This is a genomic window from Arthrobacter sp. JCM 19049, assembly GCF_001310435.1.
Window position 1 is genome coordinate 1 of record NZ_BAXF01000393.1, and the last position, 2,055, is coordinate 2,055.

A 2,055-nucleotide genomic window follows, 5' to 3' on the forward strand; every position below is an offset into this window, starting at 1 on the left:
CACGACCGTCCGCTGGTGCCCGCGGTGACCGGGAGGCGCCGGGCGGCGGGCCGCTGGTTGGTGGAGAATAACCTCATCCCGGACTACATCCTGTGCTCCGATGCGCTGCGCACCCGCTCCACCTGTGCCTGGGTGCTCTCCGAACTGGGGGAGAAGGCGCCCACCCCCTACATTGACTCCCGCATCTACTCCGCGGCACCTCCGGGCTGTGCTCGATCATCAACGAAACCCCCGATACGGTCTCCACGCTGCTGGTCATTGGCCACCAGCCGGTGCTGCAGGAACTGGCGCTGCGCCTGGCCTCCAAGGGCTCGGACCAGGAGGCCGTCTACGAGCTGGCAATGAACTACCCCACCCTGGGGATGACGGTCATGGAAACCGCCGAACCGTATTCGCACCTGGATGCGCGGGACGCAGCCGTGACGCACTTCGTGGTGCCCCGGCCCTAGCAAAAAGATCCCGTGACACCGCAGGCGGTGTCACGGGATTGGGGTTAGTTGGTTCGGTCGGTGGACAGAGACTGGACCAGGTTATCCGGCGGCAGCGCGCTCCAGCCCGTGCACGGTGGCCAGCACCGCCTGCACGTAGACCTCCAGCCGGGGCATCGGGGTGGTTACCGCGCGTTCCCGGGCGGTGAGCAGCGTCGCGCCAAACATCGCGCTGGCCGCCACCTGCAGCAGGGGCTCGGGAACCTGCACGGTACGGCGCAGCACCTGGCGGATCAGCGCGGTGATCTGTTCCCTGAAGTCGCTGAGCTGTTCACCCCACAGGCTTTCGGAGCGCTGCTGCTCACTGATCCACAGCTGGGCGTAGGACGGGTAGCGCTCCACGAAGCGGAACGCGCTGACCACCATGGCCTCCAGGGCCTGCAGCCCGTCGGACTGTTCGGCGTACTGTTCCAGCTCCTCCAGGAGGATGTCGGCGCCAAAGGCCAGCAGGCGCCGATCATCGAGTCCTTGGAGCCAAAATTGTAGTACACCGTGCCCTTGGAAACCCCTGCGGCCCGGGCGATCTCATCCACCGAGACCGCGTTGATGCCGCGGTGCCCCAGCAGGGTCATGGAGGCCGCGAACAGCCGTTCCTTGGAATCGGTGGCCCGCACCCGGGGGCGCCCGACCGCCTCGCCGGTCATACGACCAGCTCCGGCTGCAGGGTCTTCAACGTCCAGGTCTTGTGCTTGCGCACCGCCAGGGTGCTCAGCGCCAGACCCAGCAGCGTGTAGCCGATCAGGCCCAGCACCACTTCGGAGAGCAGCGCCAGATCCGCGCCGTAGACCAGGTGGCGCAGGCCGGCAACCACATGGCCCATCGGCAGGATGCGGTGCAGCACGTGCAGCGGCTCAGGCAGCGTCTCCCACGGGAAGGTGCCGCCGGCGGTCACCAGCTGCAGCACCATCAGCACCAGCACCACGAACTTGCCGGCCGCGCCCAGCAGGGCGGTGATGCCTGGATGATCGCGGTGAAGGCCATGGAGCCAGCGCCAGCAGGCCCCAGGTCATCCACGGGTGGGCGGTGTCCAGGCCCAGCCAAAAGAGCACCACCGCGTACAGCAGGCTGGACTGGATCACCGAGAGCAGGAAGAACGGCATCCAGCCGCCCAGCGCGATCTTCCAGTCCCGGCCGTTGGAGGCCAGGGCGCGCTTGGTGATCGGGCGCATCACCTGGGTCAGGATGAACGCGCCAATCCAGGTGGCCAGGGTGATGAAGAACGGCGCCAGGCCTTCGCCGTACGCGCCGGCCTTGGCCTGGTCGGTGCGGTCCACGGCCACCGGGTCACCGATGACCTCGGAGAGGTGCTCGCGGGTCGGGTCATCCGGATTCGGGATTTCCTTGGTGCCGTCGGACAGGCCGGTGGCCAGTTCCCCGGAACCGTCGGCCAGGTCGTTGGAGCCCTTGCCCAGGTCGCCCACGCCGCTTTGCAGGTCCTTCAGGCCGGTGTACAGCTGGGCGCTGCCGGTCTGCAGTTCGGCGGCACCGGCGTTCAGTTCCTTGGCCCCCGAATCCAGCTGCTTCGCCCCGGCCAGCGCGTCACGCTGCCCGGCATACAGCGTCTTGG

At 67.8% G+C, this 2,055-nt stretch carries 3 protein-coding genes and 2 pseudogenes; 1 reads left to right on the top strand and 4 read right to left on the bottom strand.

The genetic code is table 11. The features are described 5' to 3' along the window. Window positions 1–345 (top strand): histidine phosphatase family protein (locus JCM19049_RS20765; protein WP_374700312.1); only part of this gene is annotated, 345 nt, incomplete at its 5' end. 185 nt (window positions 346–530) lie between these two features. Here JCM19049_RS20765 and JCM19049_RS12570 read toward each other — a convergent pair. The 4 genes and pseudogenes from JCM19049_RS12570 to JCM19049_RS12580 form a co-directional block, all read right to left on the bottom strand. Next, window positions 531–854: a hypothetical protein gene (locus JCM19049_RS12570; RefSeq protein WP_054821761.1), complete on the bottom strand. Its 324-nt coding sequence runs from the start codon at window positions 852–854 to the stop codon at window positions 531–533. A gap of 95 nt (window positions 855–949) precedes the next feature. Beyond that, window positions 950–1,132, bottom strand: a pseudogene (locus JCM19049_RS23555) (TetR/AcrR family transcriptional regulator); the annotation flags it as partial. After that, the gene (locus JCM19049_RS12575; protein ID WP_054821762.1) at window positions 1,129–1,410 is read right to left on the bottom strand and encodes a hypothetical protein; all 282 of its coding nucleotides are present in this window, start codon (window positions 1,408–1,410) and stop codon (window positions 1,129–1,131) included. The gene JCM19049_RS12575 and the pseudogene JCM19049_RS23555, both read right to left, overlap by 4 nt. After that, window positions 1,340–2,055 (bottom strand): annotated as a pseudogene (locus JCM19049_RS12580) (hypothetical protein); the annotation flags it as partial. The gene JCM19049_RS12575 and the pseudogene JCM19049_RS12580, both read right to left, overlap by 71 nt.